We start from the raw sequence: 18801 nt of genomic DNA, 5'->3' as shown, positions 1-18801 counted from the left end.
TCCTTCAGCCGTGGTCATCGCGACCGTCCCGGCGTGCGCTCCCTGGTCCGGGCGCGCAGGGCCCGCAGCCGGGCCTGGCCGCGCTCCTCCGCTCCCGCTCCGGCGGCGGCCGGGGCTCCTGCCGGGCCCGAGGAGCCGTCCGCGCCCTCCCCGAGGAAGGCCGCCATGGCCCGCACGGTGGAGTGCCGGAACAGATCGACCACGTCGACCTCGCACTCCAGCGCGGTCCGCAGCCGGTCGCGCAGCCGGATCAGCAGCAGCGAGTTGCCGCCCGCGTCGAAGAAGCTCTCGCCGTGGCCGACCGTGCGGCCCAGCACGTCCCGCCAGGCGGCGGCGACGCGCTGCTCGGTGGCGCTCGCCGGCGGCCGCTCCGCGTCGCGCGCCGCCCGCGCCTCCTCGGCGATGGCCTGCTCCAGCGCCTTTTTGACGGCGCCGCGGTCCGCCCGGCCGCCGGGCAGCAGCGGCATCCGGGTCAGGACACCGATCCGGGCGGGCCGCGCGTGGCCGGGCAGCAGCTCGCGCAGGTGCCCGCGCAGCGCGTCGGCGCTCAGGGCCGCTCCCGGCCGGGCGGTGACCGCCGCGTCGAGGCCGCCGGACGTCCCGGCCCATACCTGGGCGAGTGCGACGCCGGGATGCCCCATGAGCGCCGCCTCGATGTCGGCGCAGGCCACGCGGACCCCGCGCACCAGGGCCTGCTCCGAGGCCCGGCCGGCGAACACCAGGTGCCCGTCGGGCGTGTGCCGCGCCAGGTCGCCGGTGGCGAACAGGCGGCCGCCCGGCCGCTTCCCGTACGGGTCGGGCAGGAAGCGCTCCGCCGTGCGGCGCGGATCGTTCAGATAGCCCCGGGTGACGGCGGCGCCCCCGATGTGCAGCTCACCGACGACGCCCGGCGCGACCAGGTCTCCGCGCCGGTCGAGGACGTAGGCCGTGCAGCCCGCCGGGAGCCCGAGCGGCACCGGGCGGCCTGTCGCGTCGGAGCGGGCCGGTCCGCCGAGGGCCGGGCCCGCCGTCTCGGCGGCGGTGTAGAGGTGGTGGACCTGGGAGATGCCGGCGGCCCGGGCGGCTTGCAGGGTGGCGGGGGCCAGGAGGCCGCCCCCCACCAGGGCCGCCGTCGGCAGGGCGGCCCCGGCCTCTGCCTCTGCCTCTGCCTCGGCGAGCATGCCCGCGAGTACCGACGGCGCGGCGTACACCGTGGCCGGCGACGCGCCGTCCGGTACCACCGCGCGGCCGCCCGAGGTCAGTGGCGCGAACAGCTCGAACACCGCGCCGGGCGAGTCCGGCGGGCTGAGCTGCGCCACCGCGTCGAGCGCCCCGGCGGGAAGTTCCCGGTGGGCCCAGCGCAGCCGGGAGGCGAGGTTGCGGTGCTCGGCGAGCACCGGCAACGGGTCGCCCGTGGCGCCCGACGTACGCAGCACATAGGCGGCGTCGGCGGACCGCACGGCGGGCAGCGCGAGGGCGGGACCGCCCCCGGCCGCCGCCGAGTCCGCCGAGTTCGCCGAGTTCGCGAGACCCGCCGAGTCCGCCGGTTCCGCGAGGGCGTCCAGCTCGATCACGCGCACCCGCGTGTGGTCGAACAGCGAGGAGGAGCCCGGGTCGGCGAGCACCGTGGTCGCGTCCGCGTCGTCCAGGGCAAGGCGCAGCAGGAAGGCCGGCGACTCCGGGTCCAGCGGCACGCAGCTCCCGCCCGCGGCCAGCACGCCCAGCTGGGCGGCGGCCAGCGCGAAGGACTTGGGCGCGCAGACCCCAACCGGCGCCCCCGGCGCGACGCCGTGCTCCAGGAGGCGCGCCGTCAACTGGGCGGCGGCGCAGCCCAGTTGGCGGTAGGTCCAGGTGTGCGACCCGTCCGCGACGGCGACCGCGTCCGGGGTACGGATGATCTGGTCGGCCACCATCGCGTGCAGCACCCCGCCGTCGGCGTCCGCGTCCGTGTCGTGCGCCGGGTTCCACTCTTCGACGAGCAGCCGCCGCTCGGCGGCGGTCGGCCGCAGCAGCGCGGAGACCCGGGCAGTGGGATCGGCGGCCACCCGCTCCAGCACGGTCCGCAGCCGGACGAGCAGCCGCTCGGCGCTCGCGTCCTCGAAGAGGGCCGTGCGGTAGTCGACCAGGGCGAGCAGGCCCTCGTCGGTCTCGATCGTGTCGATGGCGAGGTCGGTCTTCATGGTCGGCAGGCGCAGCTCCCCGACCGTGAACACCGCGTCCGCCGCCCGCCGCACGGGCGCGGCCGGCTGGTGGGTGTACATGACCTGGTAGAGCGGGTGGTAGCTCGGGTCGCGGGCCACCCCGAGCCGGTCCATGACCTCGTCGACGGGCAGATCCGCGTGGTCCAGCGCGTCAAGGAGGTCACCGCGCACCTGGTGCAGCAGCTCCGCGAACCGCGGGTCGCCGGACAGGTCGGCGCGCAGCACCACGGGCCGCGTGAGGTAGCCGAGGAGCCCGGCGCTCTCGGTGGTGTCCCGGCCGGAGACGGCCATGCCGGTGAGCACGTCGGTGCCGCCGTACTGGCTGAGCACCACGTCGCACGCGGCCTTGAGCACCATGAAGAGGCTGCACCGCTTGGTCCGTGCCAGCCGCCGCAGCGGTTCCACGACGTCGTGGGGGATCACGGCCGTACGCCGCTCTCCCTCGTGGCCGCCCCTCGCCGGGCGGGGCCCGGCGAGGGGCAGTTCCAGTACCTCGGGCGCGCCGGTGAGGCGCTGGGTCCAGTACGCCAGGTTCGCGGCGGCGGCCCGCTCGTCGTCCTCGGTGCGCCGGGCCCAGAACGCGGCGTGGTCGACGTCCGGCTCCGACAGCGGGGAGGGATGCCCTTGCGTGAACGCGTCGTACAGGGCGGTCAGTTCGGAGGCGAAGACGTCCAGTGACGCCCCGTCGAAGACGATGTGGTGGACGCCGACGAGCAGCCGGTGCGTCGTGTCGCCCAACCGCAGCAGCCGTACCCGCAGCAGCGGGCCGCCGTCCACGGTGAACGGCTCGCGGGCGAACGCCTCGGCCAGGCCGTCGGCTTCGCCCGCCGCCTCGACGACGGGCAGCTCCAACGGCCCGGGCGCGGTGACGCGCTGCGCGGGTTCGCCGTCGGCGCCGCGCACGATCCGGGTGCGCAGGGCGGGGTGACGGCGTACCAGCTCCTCCAGGGCGCGCCCCAGGGCCGCCGCGTCGAGCGGGCCGTCGATGCCGATGCTGAAGGGGATGCTGAAGAAGGGGTCGTCGGGGCGGACCTGGGCGAGCGCCCAGAGCCGCCGCTGGGCCGGGGTGAGCGGCAGCGGCCGCTCGGTGGCCGTCATGAGGCCACCTCGGCCGCGGACCGGTCCCTCTGCCTGTTCCTGTCGCGCACCGACGCGGCGGCCAGGACCGCGGCCGCCGGAATCAGGAGCCCGCCGGCCAGGATGATCGAGTCGGCGATGCCCATCAGGTCGGCCACCAGGCCGCCGACGACCACGCCGATGATGGTGAAGTTGACCATCAGGGCGTTGAGCAGCCCGACCCCGCGCCCGCGCAGTTCCTCGGGCAGGTCGCTGATGAGCGTGTTGGCCACCGGCACCTGGAAGAGACCGGAGCCGATCCCCGCCAGCACGCACCAGACCAGGACGACGCCCACGCCCAGCGTGCCGCGCAGCCGGCCGGCCGGGTCGAGCAGCAGCAGCGAGACACCGAACAGCACGATGGACCCGATGAGCAGCCCCCGGTCGGAGAACCGGCGCACCAGAGGCGGACCGGTCAGCGCGCCGACCACGCAGCCCGCGCCGAACGCGGCCTGGGCCAGGCCGAAGTTGAAGGCGGACAGGTCGAAGACGTTCAGGAGCTGGGAGTTGAGGTTGGTGGTGAACAGCCCGAGGACGAGCATCACCGGCACGAGGACGAGCGCGAGGAAGCGCAGCGACGGCACGGCGAGCACCCCGGATATGCCGGTGCCCAGCGACTTCCAGTACGACTCCCGGCCGCTGTCGGGGCCGGGGACGGGCACCTCGCGCAGGACCGCGATGCTGGCAAGGAGCACCGCCGAGATCACGAACGTCACCGCGTCGATGGCGAAGACGGCGGAGACGCTGCCGAACGCGAGGAGCAGACCGCCGAGCGCCGGACCCACCAGGTTCAGGGTGTGGTTGGTGGACTGGAACAGCGCGACCGCCGTGGGGATGCTGTGGCCCCGCACGATGAGCGGGATCGCGGTGATGCGGGCCGTCTCGAAGAACGCCTTGGCGATGCCGGAGAGCAGGATCAGGACGAGCAGCAGCAGCGGCGAGTCCCGGACCGGGATCATGGCCAGGACCAGCGCCACCCGGACCAGGTCGGCGCCCACCATGAGGCCGCGCGCCGGGAACCGGTCGGCCAGTGGCCCGACGAAGGCCCCCAGCACGCCGGAGGGCAGCAGCTGCGCGATGATCACGAGGGAGACGTACAGGACGGGGTTGGAGGTCTCGGTGGCCACCACGTAGATCAGGGTGATCTTGGTGATGGCGTCACCGAGGAAGGACGCAACGACAGCCACCCAATAGCGGATGTACGTACGGTCTTTGAGCAGTTCAAGCACGGTCGACCACCTCGTTCAAAATCGCGGCGACGCCCTCGATGAAGGGCCGGCGCATCATCGTGTAGTGATTGCCGTCGACCACCCTGACATCGACCTCGCCGCCGGTGGTCAGCGCGCGCCACGCCTCGGTCGAGTCGTACGTCTCCTCGGCCGCGCGGATCAGCGTGACCGGGCCGCTGACGCGCAGGGGGCGGAAGTTCCAGACGAGCCGCAGGTTGGCGACCCACAGGTCGAGGATGTCGCGGACCTGCTCGCGTCCGGCGTCCGGCGGCAGGTAGTCGGACGCGCGGGCGATGGCGAGGAGGTAGTCGAGGTGTTCGTCGGGGGTCATCCCCTTCAGCTCCTCGACGGACTTCAGCGCGTCGCCGTAGTCCCACTGGAGGTTCGCCGCGATGGCCTCGACGATCTCGGCCGGGTCGGGTTCGGAGCCCTCGGGGACCTCGGCGGGCGGGTGCGAGTCCATCATGACGACGGACACCCGCGCGCCGGTCTTCTCCAGCTCGCCGGCGACGGCGAAGGCGTTGGTGCCGCCGTAGCACCAGCCGGCCACGGTGTACGGGCCCTCGGGCTGCGTCGCGCGGATCAGCTCGGCGTACGCCGCGGCGCGCGCCCCGAAGTCGGCGTAGGGCAGGGCCCCTTCGACCGGCGGCGGGGATGCCAGGGCGTACAGCGGCCGGTCCTTGCCGGCCATGAGCCCGGCGAACGGCATGTAGCAGACCACCTCGCTGCCGGCCGGGTGGGCGAAGAAGACGGGGGAGCCGGTGCCGGAGCCGATCTCCACGAGGTGGACGTCCGCCTCGTCCTGGTAGCCCTCGCGCAGCATCCTCGCGAACCGCTCGACGGTGGCGCCCCGGAAGATCGCGGCCATCGGCAGCTGCTGCCCGAACCGCTTCTCGATCTCGGCCATCAGCCGCAGGACGAGCAGGGAGTGGCCGCCCAGGTCGAAGAACCGGTCGTGCAGACCGATCGGCCTGACCCCCAGCACCTCCTCCCAGATGTGGGCGACCTCCAGCTCGACCGCGTCACGCGGCGGCACGTAGCTCGCCGCGTCCCGCTCGACGACGGGCTCGGGCAGGACCCGGCGGTCGATCTTGCCGCTGGTGTTGAGCGGGAAGGCGTCCAGGGTGACGAAGGCGGCCGGGACCATGTAGTCGGGCAGGAAGCGGCGCAGGTGCTCGCGCAGCTCCTCGGCGCCAAGGGCGGCGCCGTCCGCCGCCACGACGTAACCGGTCAGCCGCTGGTCGCCCGGCCGGTCCTCGCGCACGAGGGCGACCGCGCGGCGCACCGCCGGGTGCTCCTCCAACCGGGCCTCGATCTCGCCCAGTTCGATGCGGAAGCCGCGCAGCTTGACCTGGCCGTCGTCGCGGCCCAGGAAGACGAGCGTGCCGTCCTCGCGCAGCCGCGCCTTGTCCCCGGTGGCGTAAAGGCGCGCCCCGGGCCGGTTGCCGAACGGGTCGGGTATGAACCGCTGCGCGGTCAGCGCGGGCCGGCCGCGGTAGCCGCGCGCGACTCCCGTGCCGCCGAGGTAGAGGTCACCGGGCATGCCGACCGGCACCGGCTCCAGGCGCTCGTCCAGGACGTACACCTGGGTGTTGTCCAGCGGGCGGCCGATGGAGATCTGCTCGGCGCCGCTGTCGAGCCGGTGCGCGGTGGACCAGATGGTGGTCTCGGTCGGACCGTAGACGTTCCAGGTGCGGCCGGGCTCGCGGACGAGCCGTTCGGCCAGCGCCGGGGGCAGCGCCTCGCCGCCGACCAGGACCTTCAGCGAGCCGTCGTTGCTCCAGCCGGCCTCCACCAGGAGCTGCCAGGTGGCCGGGGTGGCCTGCATGACGGTGGCGCCGGTCTCGGCGAGCACGGCGGCGAGCCGGCGGCCGTCGACCGCTTCCTCCTTGCGCACCACGTGCACCCGGGCCCCGCTGATCAGCGGGGCGTACAGCTCGAGACCCGCGATGTCGAAGGTGACGGGGGTGACGGCGGTGAGCGTGTCACCGGCGCCAAGGCCCGTCTCGGCGGCCATCGCGAGCAGCAGGTTGGCGAGGTTTTGGTGGGTGACCTCGACGCCCTTGGGGCGGCCGGTGGACCCGGAGGTGTAGATGACGTACGCGAGCCGGTCCTCGCCCGCGGCGTGCGGCGCGGGCACGGCGGGGGCGGCGGCCACGGCCCCGGCGTCGGTGTCCAGGCAGATCCGCTCGCCGGGGCACTCCCCGAGGCTTTCGAGCAGCCCCGACCGGGTCAGCAGGAACCTCGCGTCCGCGTCGTGGGTCATGTCGGCAAGGCGCTGCGCGGGGTGTCCCGCGTCCAGCGGCAGGTACGCGCCGCCGGACATGACCACGCCGAGCAGCGCGACCACCAGGTCGAGTGAGCGGTCGAGGCAGACGCCGACGACGGTCTCGGGCTCAACGCCCTTGTCCTGGAGGTACGAGGCGAGCCGGCCGGCCCGCTCAAGGAGTCCGGCGTACGTCAGGTGCTCATCGCCGCAGGAGACGGCGACCGCGTCGGGTGTCGCCTCGGCTTGGCGCCGTACCAGGACGTCGAGGCAGGCGCCCGGTTCGCGGGCCGCCTCGGTGCGGTTGAAGTCGACGAGCAGCGTGCGGGCCTCGTCGGGGCCGAGCAGCGACAGGTCGCGCACCGCGCGGCCGGGGTCCTTGGACATCTGCTCCAGAAGACGCACGATCTGCCGGGCCATCCTGGCCATCGTGCTCTCGTCGAACAGGTCGGTGTTGTACTCAAGCAGCCCGTGGAAGTGGTCGTCCGCGAGCGCCGGGTCGTCGAAGAAGCCCAGCATCACGTCGTCCTTGGCGGTGGCGTTGTCGAGCATCAGCTCCTCGACGGTCAGCCCGGCCATGGGGGTCGCCTCCTCGTGGAGGAAGTCCACGAGGATGAACGACGTCTGGTAGATCGGCGTGCGGCTCGGGTCGCGGTCGAGGTCGAGCTCGTCGAGCAGCGTCCCGAACGGGATGTCGTGGTGGTCGAAGGCGCCCATCATCGTGGTGCGGGTCGCCTGGAGCAGTTCCCGTACGGTCATGGCCGGCCGGACCGTGGTGCGCAGCGGCAGCATGGTCAGGAAGTAGCCGATCATCGGCTCGGTCTCGGGCCTGCTGCGGGTCGATGAGGTGGTGCCGACCACGATGTCCTGCTGCCCGGTGAGCCGGTGCAGGATCAGCTGCCAGGCCGCGAGCAGCGCGATGTTGACGGTGACGTCCTCGCGCTTGGCGAGGTCGCGGATGGCCTGGGTCAGCTCCGGGGTGAGCGGGAACTGGTAGCGGGCGCCGTTGGCGGTCTGGAGCGGCGGGCGGGGCCGGTCGGTGGGCAGCTCGAGCACCAGGTCGGCGCCTTCGAGCTGCTTCTTCCAGTACGGCAGGTGCTTGCGCCGCACCTCCTCGCGCAGCCACTGCGGCTGCCACTCGCAGTAGTCCGGGTAGTGCACGTCGACGGGGGGCAGTTGAGGCGCCCGGCCGGTGGCGAACGCCGTGTAGAACTCGGCGATCTCGGCGTTGAAGATGCCCATCGAGCCGCGGTCCCAGACCAGGTGGTCGACGGTGCCGACCAGGACGTGCTCGTGCTCGTCCAGGCGGAGCAGGGCGATCCGCAGCAGCGGCCCCTTCACCAGGTCGAACGGCTTGCGCAGCTCCTCGGCGGCGAGCCGCGTCATCTCCTCTTCGCGCCGCTCGGCCGGCACGCCCCGCAGGTCCTGGTGGACCAGCGGCACCTCAAGGGTGGCGTGGATCACCTGGACGGGGGCGTGCCCGTCCTGCTCGAACGTGGTGCGCATCGCCTCGTGGCGCGCCACGAACGCGTTCACGGCGCGCTGGAGCGCGTCCGTGTCCAGCTCGCCGCGCAGCCGCGAGGCGAAGTACACGTTGTAGGCGGGGTCTTCGGGGTCGAACTGGTGGATGAGCCAGATGCGTTCCTGGTCCACGGTGAGTGGCACACGGTTCGCGCGCTGCCTGCGCGCGATGGGCGCGGTGGTGACGGCGCTGGTGCTGCGCTCGCGCATCCGCCGGTCGAGCAGGGCGCGCTGGGCGGGGGTGAGGCCGGCCAGCCGGTCCGCGAGTCCGGTCACGACTGGTCTCCTTCGGTCTCGCCCCGGTGCCGGTAGCGGTCCTTGAGTTCGGTGAGGTGGTCGAGGCCCTTGAGGACCTGGCCCGGGTCGAGCCCGAAGTCGACGAGGCAGGCGACCTCGTCGACGCCGATGTCCACCAGGTCCTCGATGAGGGATTCGCACTTGTCGGGCGTGCCGAGCAGCGCCAGCGAGTCGAAGTAGCGCTCGAAGGTGGCGTTGAGCATGACGTCGCGCTCGGCGTCGTTCAGCTTGGAGAACTCGCTGCCGAAGCTGTCCTGTTGTTCCAGGAACGTCTTGAGGTACGCGGTCAGCGGCCCCCGTACGGTCTCCCTGGCCTCGTCGTCGTCGGAGCCCACGTAGGTGTGGACCATCGCGGTGACCCGGCCCTTCGCCGGGTCGTGCCCGGCCCCGGCGAGCGCTTCGCGGTAGGCGACGATCTTGTCCTTCAGATCGGCGGGGCGCTGCGCGACAAGCCCGGTCAGGACGTACGCGCCGATCTCCCCGGCCCGTACGAACGTCTCGACGCTGCCCTGCGCCGACACCCACACCGGAAGCGTCGCCTGGAGCGGGCGCGGAAGGGTGCGTACGGACTGCGAAGTCCCGTCGGCGCGCGGGAAGTCGACGCTCTCGCCCGCCCACAGCCGCTGGACGGCGTCGATCGACTCGAACATCTCGTCCTTGCGGCGCGGGTAGCGCCGCTGCCCGTCGCCCGGCGCGAGGAGGAAGTCGTCCGGGTGCCAGCCGGAGGCCGCCGAGATCGCGGCCCGCCCGCCGGACAGGTTGTCGACGACCGCCCACTCCTCGGCCACCCGCACCGGGTGGTGCAGTGGCAGCACGCAGCTGCCGGCGCGGATCTGGATGTGCTCGGTCAGTACGGCGATGGCGGAGGCCAGCAGCGAGGGGTTGGGGTAGAGGCCGCCGAAGTCGACGAAGTGGCGCTCGGGCACCCAGATGCCGTCGAAGCCGTTGGCGTCGGCGTGCCGGGCGCTGTCGAGCAGCAGCTGGTACTTGCCGGGGCCCTTGGCCGTGCCGTCGCCGGAGAAGAAGAACAGGCTGAAGTCCATGGTGCTGTCCGGCCTGCGGGTGCGCCGGGGCGTCCCGGTCCTCGCCGCCGTCTTGGCACCGGCGTCCACGGCGGCCGGCGCCTTGACGTTGCGCTCGCGCAGGGACCGCTCAAGGACGGCGCGCTGCTCGGGGGAGAGCGAGGACAGCCGCTCCTTCAATTTGCGCGCGACCTCGAAGTCGTCGGCGTCGTCGGCGTCGGTCCGTGACCGCTCGTCAGACATGGTCGTCACCCTTCAGCTTTGCCTCGGCCTCGCCGGCGGAGAGGCTTTCGACCTCGCGCAGCAGTGCCTCGAACTCGTCAAGACCGATCGATTCGGCCTGGTGGGAGCGGATCGCGGCGGCGAGTCCCGGGACGGTCGGCGCCTCGAAGACCGCGCTCATGGGGAAGTCGCCGTGGGCCTGCCGCAGCCGGCCGACGATCTGGATGGCGAACAGCGAGTTGCCGCCCAGGTCGTAGAAGTCGTCGTCGGGTCCGATGGGGAAGACGCCGAGCATGTCGTGCCACACCCGGGCCACGGACTGGGCCAGTTCGTCGTCCGGCCACACCGTGGCCGGGTCCCAGTCCTCGTCGCCGCGCCCCCGGCCGCCGCCGAGCGAGTCGGTGAACGAGGTCGCCGTAAGACCGGACTGGTCGGCCAGGACGTCCTGGAAGTCGGCCCGGGAGACCACGACCTGCGCAAGACCGCCGGACAGGGCCGCGCGGGCCAGGGCAATGCCGTCGGCGGCCGGGACGCCCTGGGACAGACGCAACCGCTCGTACAGCTCCCGTACCTGCGGCAGCCCCGCCATCTGCTGCTCGAACCAGTCGTCCCAGTCCCACTGCGACCAGTCGACGGTGACGGTGGGCCGGCCGGCGGCGGTGGCCGCCTGGGCGAAGGCGTCCAGGAACACCGACGCCGCGCAGTTCTCGGCCTGGCCGAAGCCGCCGACGATGCCGGTGGTGGCGGAGGCGGTCAGGAAGAAGTCGAGCTCGTCCCCGGCCAGCAGCTCCTCCAGGAGCAGGGTCGACCTGACCCGCGCCGCGAGGACGGCGTCGAAGTCCGCGCGGGCCTTGAGCGCGGTGAGGCCCGAGCCCCGTGCGTCGGCGAGGTGCAGTACGCCGTTGACGGCGCCAAGGACGGCCCGCGCCTGTTCGACGGCGGCGCGTGCCTGTTGCGGGTCGGCCAGGTCGGCGGCGCGGTAGACGACGGTGTCGGGGTGGGCGGCGCGCAGCGCGGCGAGCCGGGCGACCCGCTCGCGCACCCGCTCGTCGTCACCGGCGGCGCCCGAGCGCCAGGCCTCCCACTCGCTCTCGGCGGGGAAGTCCGGGTCGCCGACCAGCACGGCCCTCGCCCCGCCGGCGACGATCTGCTCGGCGAAGAGCAGACCGGTCTCGCCGGACGCGCCGGTGACGAGGTACCCGGCGCCCTCGCGCCAGGCCCGGCCGGTGGGTACGGGGTCCAGCTCGACCGGCGCGAAGGCCCGCAGGAGGCGCTGGGCGCCCCGGTAGGCGACCAGGTTCTCCCGGCCGCCGCCGGCGAGTTCGGCCCCGAGCCGCGCGGTGAGACGGGTGCGGTCGGCGTCGGTGGCGGGCAGCACGACGTCGACGGCGCGGCAGGTCAGCCACGCGTACTCCTGCGGCAGCACGGTGACCGCGCCGTACAGGGTCGCGCGCTCGGGCCGCACCACGGCGGTGCCGTACGCGTCCTGGAGGCTGTCGGTGAGGACGTCGATACGCACCGGGCGGTCCTCGCCGCTCTCGCCGAGCGCCTGGGCGAGGGAGACCAGGCTGTGGAACCCGTTGTCCAGGCCGGTGGCGTAACGGCCCGCCGCGTCCTTGCCCGCCCCATCGTCAGGGCCGCCCGTGACGGCCCAGGCGTGCACCACCCGGTCGGGGGCCGCGCCCGCCTGCCGCAGCTCGCGGACGATGTCGCCGAGGTGGCCGGCGTTGGAGGGGTCGGCGTCGAAACCGTGCGCGGAGGTGCGGGCGTAGGACGCCGCCCTGCGCACGGTGGTGACGGTGTGGCCTTGCTCGCGCAGGTCGGCGGCCAGGGCCTCGGTGAGACCGGTGTCGTCCTGGAGGACCAGCCAGCTGAGCGGGCCCTCACCGGCGTCGGCGGCGCGCGGGAGCGGCGCGGGATGCCAGACCGGGGCGTACGTCCACCGCTTGGGGTCGGTGCGCACGTTCCCCGCGGCGTCGGCCTCCGGCTTGGGCAGCAGGTAGGAGCGGCCCTCGAAGGGGTAGGCGGGCAGCGGCACCCTGCGGCGGGCCCGGCCGCCGTGCAGGGCGGCCCAGTCGATGTCCACGCCCCGGCGCCACAGCTCGGCGAGGCCCGCACGGACGGTGCGGGGCTCGGCGGGGTCCTCATCGCCGCGCGGCTTGCGCAACAGGGTGACGACGGGTGACGCGTCCGGGTGGGTGCGCACGAGGCCGCTCAGCTGGCTGCCGGGACCGGCCTCGACGAGCACCGCGTCTTCGAAGGCCGCCCCGCGCTCGACGAGCGTGGCGACGCCGTCGGAGAAGCGGACCGGCGCACGGGTGTGGGACACCCAGTAGGCGGGGTCGGTGGCCTGCTCGTCGGTGATCCAGGTGCCCGTCACGTTGGACAGGAACGGGATGCGCGGCGGGCTCAGCCGCACCGGGCGCAGCGCCTCCGCGAGGCCCGGCAGCGCCGGCTCGACCAGCGCGGTGTGGAAGGCGTGCGAGGTCTCGAGTTCCCGTACGGACACCCCCTGGGCCTCCAGGACGCGGCGCGCCTCGGCGACCTCCTCGGGCGGGCCGGCGACGACGCAGGAGGCCGGCCCGTTGACGGCGGCGATCGTCACTCCCAGACCGTCCACGGCCCGGGTTAGGGCCGCCTCGTCCAGCAGGACCGACAGCATCCGGCCGGGCGCCAGGTCCTGCATGAGGGCGGCGCGCCGGGCGACCACGCGCAGCGCGTCCTCCAGCTCGAACACCCCGGCCAGGGTGGCCGCCACGAGCTCCCCGAGGCTGTGCCCGGTCATCGCGGCGGGGCGCACGCCCCACGACATGAGCAGCTGGGCGACGGCGTAGTCGACGCTGAAGACGGCCGGCTGTGTGTAGCGGGTCTGGCGCAGCCGCTCCTTCGACTCGTCGGTGGCGAAGGCCACGTCGCGCACGTCCCAGCCGAGGTGGGGCAGCAGGATCTCGGCGCAGCGGTCGAGCGCGGCGCGGAAGACCGGCTCGGACCGGTACAACTGCGCGCCCATGCCGGCGTACTGGGCGCCCTGGCCGGGGAAGACGAACACCACGTCCGGGGCCTGCTCGGGCGCCGGCGCCCCGGCGGCGGCGGGCCGCTCCAGCGCGGCGGCCGCTGCGGCGCGGTCGCTCGCCACGACGGTACGGCGGTGGGGGAAGGCCGCGCGGCCGAGCTGGAGGGTGTACGCGGCGTCGGCGAGGGCGGACTCCTGTGCCGTGAGGGCCCTGGCCAGACGCGCGGCGGCGGCGTCGAGCGCTTCGGGCGTACGGGCCGAAAGGGGCAGCACCTGCCAGTCGGCGTCGTCGCTCTCCTGCGCCACCGGCGGGAGCACGGGGGCCGCTTCGAGGACGACGTGCGCGTTGGTGCCGCCGATGCCGAAGGCGCTGACACCGGCGCGCGGCGGCTGCTCCGTCGCGGGCCACGGCATGCCCTCGGCGTCGACAGTGAAGGGTCCCTTGTCGAGGGCGAGCCGGGGGTTGGGGGCGCGGAAGTGGGCGGTCGGCGGTATGAAGCGGTGTTCCAGCGCGAGGGCCGCCTTGATGAGGCCGGTGACTCCGGCCGCCGCGTCCAGGTGCCCGACGTTGGACTTCACCGAGCCCAGGTGGACCGAGCCGGCGGGCACGTCGGGGCCGAACGCCTCGGTGAGCGCCTGGACTTCGATCGGGTCGCCGAGCGGGGTGGCGGTGCCGTGCGCCTCGACGTACTGGACGGTGCGGGGCGCGACCCCGGCGACCGCAAGCGCCTCGGTGATCACCTCGGCCTGGCCGTGCGGGGACGGGGCGGTGAAGCCGATCTTCGCGGAGCCGTCGTTGTTGACCGCGCTGCCCCGGATCACCGCGTGGATGTGGTCACCGTCCGCGACGGCGTCCTCGAGCCGCTTGAGGACGACGAGGGCCACACCGTCGCCGGAGGCGGTGCCGGAGGCGTCGGCGTCGAACGGGCGGCAGTGGCCGTCCGTCGAGAGGATCGCCCCCTCCTCGTACCGGTAGCCGCCCGGCTCGAACGCGCGCACCGCGACGCCGCCCGCGAGCCCCAGATCGCACTCGCGGCTGAGCAGGGACTGCACGGCGAGGTGGACCGTCACCAGCGACGAGGAACACGCGCTCTGCACGGTGAAGCTGGGCCCGGTCAGACCGAGCTTGTAGGAGACCCGCAGCGCCAGCATCCCGGGGTCGTTGCCGATGGCGACCTGGATGTCGTCCGAGATCCGGCTCTGCGCGCCGCCGCTCGCGATCCGCTCCCGCAGGTAGCCGGCGCCCGAGGTGCCGGCGAACACACCGGTGCGCCCCTCGAAGGTCCGCGCCGGGTAGCCGGCCCGCTCCAGCGCCTGCCAGGCGGTCTCCAGGAGCAACCGGTGCTGGGGGTCCATGAGTTCGGCCTCGGACCGGGTCACGCCGAAGAAGTCGGCGTCGAAGCGGTCGAACCCGTCCACCGGAAAGCCGGACTTCACATAGGCCGGGTCGCTCAGCAACTCCTCGGGCACCCCGGCGGCGGCCAGCTCCTCGTCGGTGTAGGAGGTGCGTCCCTCCTCGCCCGCCACCACGGCGCGCCACAGCTCGTCGACGTCCGCGGCGCCCGGGAAGCGGCCGCTCATCGCGATGATGGCCACGGCCTGCTCGGGCAGCGGCAGATCCGTCTCGTACGTCATGCGTTCTCCCCGTGCGGGTGGGATGCGGACCGGCTGTCGGCGCCGGTGTCGTGCTGTGCGGCGAGCAGGTCGTCCAGGGCGCTCGCGAGTTCCCGTACCGTCGGCCGGTCGAAGAACAGGCGCAGCGTCGCGGCGACGCCGAGCCGTGCCTTGGTGAGGGCGACGGCCTGGGTGGCGAGCATGGAGTGGCCGCCGAGTTCGAAGAAGTCGTCGTCGAGCCCGACCCGGTCGATCGAGAGCACGTCGGCCCAGATGTCGGCGACGGCCTTCTCGACGGGGGTGCCGGGCGCGGCGAACTCCGCCTCAAGGTCGGGGCGTACGGCCTCGGGCGCGGGCAGCGCGCGCCGGTCGACCTTGCCGTTGGCGGTCAGCGGCAGTACGTCGAGCGCCACGTACACGTTGGGCAGCATGTACTCGGGCAGGGTCGGGGCCAGGTGCTCGCGCAGTTCGGTGGGACCGGCCGCGACTCCCGCGGCGGCCACCCAGTAGGCGACCAGGCGCGGATCGCCCGCCGCGTCCTGGTCGACGGTCACGACGGTGTCGCGGACGGCGGGGTGGCGGGTGAGGGCGTTCTCGATCTCGCCGAGTTCGATGCGGTAGCCCCGGATCTTCACCTGGTGGTCGAGGCGGCCCAGGTAGGCGTGGTCGCCGTCGGCCGCGCGCTGTGCGCTGTCGCCCGAGCGGTAGCGCCGGGCGCCGGGCACGGCCGCGTCCGGGTCGGGCAGGAAGCGCTCGGCCGTCAGGGCGGGGCGGCCGAGGTAGCCGCGCGCCACGCCCGCGCCGCCGACGTACAGTTCGCCGGCCTCGCCGTCCGCCGCCCGCTCGCCGTCCGCGCCGAGCACGTCCATGCTCCAGCCGCCGATCGGGCCGCCGATCATGCTGCCCGTCGCGCCGTCGAGGTCGGCCGACGTCATCCGGCGGTAGGTCGAGTGCACGGTGGTCTCGGTGATTCCGTACATGTTCACCAGGGCCGGCAGCTCGTCACCGTGGCGCGCGATCCACGGCCGCAGCGTCTCGGGCGCCAGCGCCTCTCCGGCGAACACCACCAGGCGCAGGGCCAGTTCGGGCGGCGCGCCGGGGCCCGCGTGCTCCTCCTCGTACCGGACGAGCTGGCGGAAGGCGGCCGGCGTCTGGTTGAGGACGGTGACGCCCTCGCGGCGCAGCAGCGCGTGCAGGTCCTGCGGGGAGCGGCGTACGTCGTCGGGCACGACCACCAGGCGGCCGCCGTGCAGCAGGGCGCCCCACATCTCCCACACGGACACGTCGAACGCGGCCGACGCGCACATCGACCACACGTCGCCAGGACCGAACCCGAACCGGCTGCGCACCCCGGTGAGCAGGCCCGTCACATTGCGGTGCTCGACCATGACGCCCTTGGGGGTGCCGGTCGAACCGCTGGTGTAGATGACGTACGCGAGACTCGCCGGGCCCGTGCCGGGATCCTCCGGCGCGGTTTGCGGGTACGCCGACAGATCGGCGCCGCCGGGGCCGGTCAGCACGGTGTGCTCGGCGCCCAGGCCGCGCGCGGCGTCGTCGGTGAGCACAACGCGGACCCGCGCGTCGCGCACGGTGAAGCGCAGCCGCTCATCGGGGGCCGAGGGGTCGAGCGGTACGTACGCGCCGCCGGCCTTGAGCACCGCGAGCACCGCCGTCACCAGGGACGCGGTGCGCTCCAGGCACACGGCGACCGGTACTTCGGGGCCGACGCCGAGGGTGCGCAGGTGGTGCGCGAGCCGGTTCGCGTCGCGCTCAAGCTCGCCGTAGGTCAGGCGGCCGTCGCGGCCGGTCACGGCGACCGCGTCGCCCCGCTGGGCCGCCTGCCGCGCGAACCACGCGTCGATGGTCCCCGGTACGGCCGCTGCCATGGTGTCAACGCTCATGGTGGGTGTTCCTCTCAGGGCCGGACGGGAACCGGGCCGAGGTGAGTTCGAGCACCGGGGTGTCCGGGCGGGCCGTCGCCTCGCGCAGGGTCCGCTCGTAGGCGGCCAGCAGGGTGGCCGGGGTGTCCGGCCCGAACAGGTCGGTGTCGTATTCGAGGGTCAGCGCGAGACCCGCGCCTTGTTCCTGCGCGTACAGGCTCAGGTCGTACTTGGCCGTGTCCTGGGGGCCGGTGAGGTCGAGGGAGCATCCGTCGAGACCGGCGAAGACGGGCTGCGGCCGCTCCTTGAGGAAGCTGAACATCACCCGGAAGACCGGCAGGAAGTCACGGGCGCGCCGGGACACCAGCGCCTCGACCAGCTTGTCGAAGGGCAGCTCCTGGTGGGCGGAGGCGTCGAGCACCGCCGAACGGACGCGCCCCACCAGCTCCCGGAAGCCGGGGGCGCCGTCCAGCCGGACCCGTACCGGCACCATGTTGATCAGGCAGCCGACGAGCTCCTGTAGCTCGGGCCGGTCCCGGCCCGCGACCGGGGTGCCGACGGTGATGTCGCTCGCCCCCGACCAGCCGGCCAGGAGTGTGTGCAGCCCGGCGAACAGGGTCATGTACAGCGTGACGCGCTCGCGGCGGCTGAACTCCCGCAGCTGCGCGGCGAGTTCGGGCGAAAGCTCGCGTGTCGCCACGGCGCCCCGGAAGCTCCGCGTGGCGCCGCGTGGCCGGTCGGTCGGCACCGCGAGCGCCTTCGGGTCGTCCCCGAGCACCCCGCGCCAGTGCTCGACGAGCGCGTCCAAGGTCCTGCCCTGGAGCCGTTCGCGCTGCCAGGCCGCGTAGTCGGCGTAGTGCGGTGTCACATCGGCGAGGGTGTCGCCGCCGTAGAGCCGTCCCAGTTCGCGGAAGAAGATCTCCACCGACCAGCCGTCGATGGCGATGTGATGGAACGTCACCATCAGGCGGTAGGCCTGAGCGCCGGTCCGCACCAGGTGGGCCCGTAGCGGCAAGTCCACGGCCAGGTCGAAGACCGTCGCCGCCTGTTGGGCCGCGAGGCGCCGCGCCTCGTCCGCCGGGTCGGCGGCGCCGCTCAGGTCCGTGTACGCGAGTTCCAGCGGCTCCGGGTCCCGGATCACCTGGTACGGGCGGCCGGACGGCGCGTCGTACGTCGTCCGCAGCACCTCGTGGCGGGCGACGAGCGCGTCCAGGGCCCGGCCCAGGGCCGCGCGGTCCAGATCGCCGCGCAGGTGCAGCACGGTGGGTACGTTGTAGAGGGTGGTCTCGGGGTCGATCTGCTGCATGAACCACAGCCGCTGCTGGGCGAAGGACAGCTCGGGCCTCTCCGGCCGGGCGCAGGCCCGGGGGCCGGCCGGCGCCGGGCCGGACGCGGGCCGGTCCGCCCGGGCCCCCGCCATGGCCCGCTCCATGGCCGCGCGCACCAGGCGGGCCATGCCCGCGAGCGTGTCCGCGTCCAGCAGGGCGTCCGCCTCGACGCGTGCGCCCAGTTCGTCGTCGATACGGCCGGCCAGGAGCCGCGCGGTGTCCGCCCCGCCGCCGAGTGCGGCGAACCCCGACTCCAGGCCGGGCGCCGCACCGGCGGTGTCCAGCAGCTCCGCCCACATCTGGGCGAGCTCTTCTTCCACGAATCCCATGGTGGTCATGCGAGTGAGTTCTCCGGGCGAGAGGTGCGCGCAGTTTCCTGGAGCAGGTCGAGAAAGGCTTGCGGCTGGTTGCCGAGGTAGAAGTGGTCGCCCTCGAAGAGGTGCACCACTGCCCCCGCGGAGGTGTGGTGCTCCCACAACCCGGCCTCGGACACCGGGACTTCGAGGTCCTGGTCGGCGACGAACACGGTGACCGGGCAGCCGACGACGGCGTCATCGGGCGCCCGGTAGGAATCGAGAGCGGCCAGGTCGGCGCGGATCGCCGGCAGCACGAGCTCGATCAGCTCCGCGTGCTCGCCGACATCCCGGGCGGTGCCTCCCAGGCCCATGATCCGCGCAAGCACCGCGCCATCGGGCTCCTCGTCGGCGGCGACGCCCAGCGGCGAACGGTTCGAGGGGGCCGAGCAGGCGGAGGCGACGAGCCCACGGGGGGCGGGGCCACCGGCCCGCTCCAGCCGCCGGGCGACCTCGAAGGCGACGATGGCTCCCATGCTGTGCCCGAACAGGACGGGCCGCCGGTCGCCGAGCCGGGCGCCCAGCACCTCGGCCACGGCGTCCGCCAGCGCCTCGACCGAGGCCACCGGCTCCTCGAAAAGCCGGTTCTCGCGGCCCGGGTACTGGATCACCAGCATCTCGATGTCCGGGCCCAGGGCGGCCGACAGACCGTGGTAGTAGCTCGCGGAGCCGCCCGCGTGCGGGAAGCAGACCAGGGTGTGCGCTGCCCCGGGCTTCGGGTGGAAGCAGCGGATCCAGCGGCTCGTAGCGTTGTCCACGC

At 73.8% G+C, this 18801-nt stretch carries 8 protein-coding genes; all 8 read right to left on the bottom strand.

Annotated features, from left to right (window positions below):
- Positions 1-14: 14 nt before the first annotated feature.
- The 8 genes from ABR738_RS19530 to ABR738_RS19495 are packed head-to-tail and all read right to left on the bottom strand — an operon-like array spanning position 15 to position 18799.
- Positions 15-3278, bottom strand: a complete 3264-nt coding sequence (locus ABR738_RS19530; RefSeq protein ID WP_350231269.1) for a non-ribosomal peptide synthetase — start codon at positions 3276-3278, stop codon at positions 15-17.
- Positions 3275-4525, bottom strand: a complete 1251-nt coding sequence (locus ABR738_RS19525; RefSeq protein WP_350231268.1) for an MFS transporter — start codon at positions 4523-4525, stop codon at positions 3275-3277. Before ABR738_RS19525 ends, ABR738_RS19530 begins: the two co-directional genes overlap by 4 nt.
- Positions 4518-8588: a non-ribosomal peptide synthetase gene (locus ABR738_RS19520; RefSeq protein WP_350231267.1), complete on the bottom strand. Its 4071-nt coding sequence runs from the start codon at positions 8586-8588 to the stop codon at positions 4518-4520. Before ABR738_RS19520 ends, ABR738_RS19525 begins: the two co-directional genes overlap by 8 nt.
- Positions 8585-9874 (bottom strand): MupA/Atu3671 family FMN-dependent luciferase-like monooxygenase, encoded by a 1290-nt coding sequence (locus ABR738_RS19515; protein ID WP_350231266.1) that lies wholly within the window; start codon positions 9872-9874, stop codon positions 8585-8587. The genes ABR738_RS19520 and ABR738_RS19515 overlap by 4 nt, the downstream gene beginning before the upstream one ends.
- Positions 9867-14501 carry a type I polyketide synthase gene (locus ABR738_RS19510; RefSeq protein WP_350231265.1) on the bottom strand — a complete coding sequence of 1545 codons (4635 nt, stop codon included), beginning with the start codon at positions 14499-14501 and terminating at the stop codon, positions 9867-9869. The genes ABR738_RS19515 and ABR738_RS19510 overlap by 8 nt, the downstream gene beginning before the upstream one ends.
- Positions 14498-16381 carry an amino acid adenylation domain-containing protein gene (locus tag ABR738_RS19505; RefSeq protein WP_350231264.1) on the bottom strand — a complete coding sequence of 628 codons (1884 nt, stop codon included), beginning with the start codon at positions 16379-16381 and terminating at the stop codon, positions 14498-14500. The genes ABR738_RS19510 and ABR738_RS19505 overlap by 4 nt, the downstream gene beginning before the upstream one ends.
- Positions 16371-18026: a condensation domain-containing protein gene (locus ABR738_RS19500; RefSeq protein WP_350231263.1), complete on the bottom strand. Its 1656-nt coding sequence runs from the start codon at positions 18024-18026 to the stop codon at positions 16371-16373. The genes ABR738_RS19505 and ABR738_RS19500 overlap by 11 nt, the downstream gene beginning before the upstream one ends.
- Complete coding sequence (locus ABR738_RS19495) at positions 18023-18799, bottom strand: thioesterase II family protein (protein WP_350231262.1); 777 nt, start codon at positions 18797-18799, stop codon at positions 18023-18025. The genes ABR738_RS19500 and ABR738_RS19495 overlap by 4 nt, the downstream gene beginning before the upstream one ends.
- Positions 18800-18801: the final 2 nt, after the last annotated feature.

Source organism: Streptomyces sp. Edi4, assembly GCF_040253615.1.
In the GTDB taxonomy this organism is placed as follows: domain Bacteria; phylum Actinomycetota; class Actinomycetes; order Streptomycetales; family Streptomycetaceae; genus Streptomyces.
This window is presented reverse-complemented; position numbering and strand designations above follow the sequence as displayed.

Coding starts and splice junctions, on each gene's coding strand:
- ABR738_RS19530 (WP_350231269.1), bottom strand. CDS start 3,278: ATGACGGCCACCGAGCGGCCGCTGCCGCTCACCCCGGCCCAGCGGCGG.
- ABR738_RS19515 (WP_350231266.1), bottom strand. CDS start 9,874: ATGTCTGACGAGCGGTCACGGACCGACGCCGACGACGCCGACGACTTC.
- ABR738_RS19510 (WP_350231265.1), bottom strand. CDS start 14,501: ATGACGTACGAGACGGATCTGCCGCTGCCCGAGCAGGCCGTGGCCATC.
- ABR738_RS19505 (WP_350231264.1), bottom strand. CDS start 16,381: ATGAGCGTTGACACCATGGCAGCGGCCGTACCGGGGACCATCGACGCG.
- ABR738_RS19500 (WP_350231263.1), bottom strand. CDS start 18,026: ATGACCACCATGGGATTCGTGGAAGAAGAGCTCGCCCAGATGTGGGCG.